Below are 1,325 nucleotides of genomic sequence, written 5' to 3'. Positions count from 1 at the left end.
TGCATGAATAGCAGATTTTTTGATTTCTTCTTTTAAAAATTCTATATTCTTTTCTGTTTCTATCTTTGGTTGTTTCATATTAGAAGTTTCTAAACTCTTTTTTCTCATTTCAATCTATTCCTCTCCTAATTTCTCCCGTCCCTGCGAAATTATCAATATATCCCCTGTATAAATATGAGATTCTTCATACGTTTTTCTCATGTTCAAGCGTCGACTTGTCCTTTCTGATTGCACTTCTGGTTCTATCCCAATTCCCTGCATAGACTCTGGGAGATTTTCTCGCATAACTCTCAACGTAGTTGCAATCTTCTGCTGATTATCCAGAGAAATATCATAAGTTTTTCCACTCCATTCATTTTTGATTGTTATGGTGATTTTCATTACGTTTTCTCCTATACTTTTCTATGAAAAAGAGGACAACTCCAGCCAATATAGCGCCAAATATACCATATGCAATATTCATATATTGATTATTGGTTTCATTGTTCTCATTATATTCTGTTTTAATAACTGCGGTTGTATCTGCTTGCATAACTCTTTGAAATGCGGTTTCTGTAATTTCTTTTTCCGGATTATTCAAAACATTCAAAAATATTTCATTATTCTTCTCTTCTTGTTCTTCCTGATAAGCCTTTTCTTGCTCCATAAATTCCGAAGTATACATGTGGATGCCAAAACGGTCACATAAGGAAGTGCTAATATTTTCATTTTTTTGTAAGATTTCTGTATCTAAGTTCAGTCCCGGCTGAGACTGTGTATTTTCCTGTCCTTCCATTTGTACGTCCTGTCCTCCTTTTAAGAAAAGCCGCCATTATACATTGGCGGCTTCCTACTTTCATTCATATTTACATTTGTCCAGCCATATCGCTATCTGCCTGTGCAAAGTTATCAGAAATTTTCTGCATCTGAACAGCCATATCTTCAATCATCTGTCGTACATTCTTAAGTCCCGGTTCTGCTTCCTGGAACTGCTCTACATAACGTTTGCTGGTGTCTGCCTCCCATACATCCGGAAGACCTTCAATTACCTGACGCATTCTATCAATACATTCTTCAAATATTGCTCCCTGATCCTGTAAAGTTTTTGAACCGGCTGCCAGAGCCTCATAATCCACACGTAACATATTTTTTTCCTCCTTGTGAAATGTGATAGAAAATAAAGTTCTAAGGAACTTTACATCTTCTGAAACCATGCGATTTTCCGCAAATAATTTTTCTTTATTTTACACTTTTTTCCAGTTTTTTACAACAACTTTTTTGAATTTTATTGTGTAATTCGCTCATTTTATTTATCTATTTCTCCATACTTTCGTATAGTTTTCTTG

3 protein-coding genes are annotated in these 1,325 nt (G+C 34.8%); all 3 read right to left on the bottom strand.

Translation table 11 applies throughout. The features are described from left to right. Positions 1–114: 114 nt before the first annotated feature. Entirely contained in the window at positions 115–381 is a 267-nt protein-coding gene (locus DXB52_RS15785; protein ID WP_117909355.1) for a hypothetical protein, read from the bottom strand. After that, complete coding sequence (locus DXB52_RS15780) at positions 353–775, bottom strand: hypothetical protein (RefSeq protein ID WP_118108057.1); 423 nt, start codon at positions 773–775, stop codon at positions 353–355. The genes DXB52_RS15785 and DXB52_RS15780 overlap by 29 nt, the downstream gene beginning before the upstream one ends. Positions 776–845: 70 nt before the next feature. Next, a complete protein-coding gene (locus tag DXB52_RS15775; RefSeq protein ID WP_177387377.1) occupies positions 846–1,124 on the bottom strand; it encodes a WXG100 family type VII secretion target in 279 nt (92 codons plus the stop codon). Between the last annotated feature and the right edge of the window lie 201 nt (positions 1,125–1,325).

The sequence above is a fragment of the Ruminococcus sp. OM04-4AA genome, assembly GCF_003462585.1.
Classification (GTDB): Bacteria; Bacillota; Clostridia; order Lachnospirales; family Lachnospiraceae; genus Mediterraneibacter; species Mediterraneibacter faecis.
This window is presented reverse-complemented; position numbering and strand designations above follow the sequence as displayed.

Coding starts and splice junctions, on each gene's coding strand:
- DXB52_RS15780 (WP_118108057.1), bottom strand. CDS start 775: ATGGAAGGACAGGAAAATACACAGTCTCAGCCGGGACTGAACTTAGAT.
- DXB52_RS15785 (WP_117909355.1), bottom strand. CDS start 381: ATGAAAATCACCATAACAATCAAAAATGAATGGAGTGGAAAAACTTAT.
- DXB52_RS15775 (WP_177387377.1), bottom strand. CDS start 1,124: ATGTTACGTGTGGATTATGAGGCTCTGGCAGCCGGTTCAAAAACTTTA.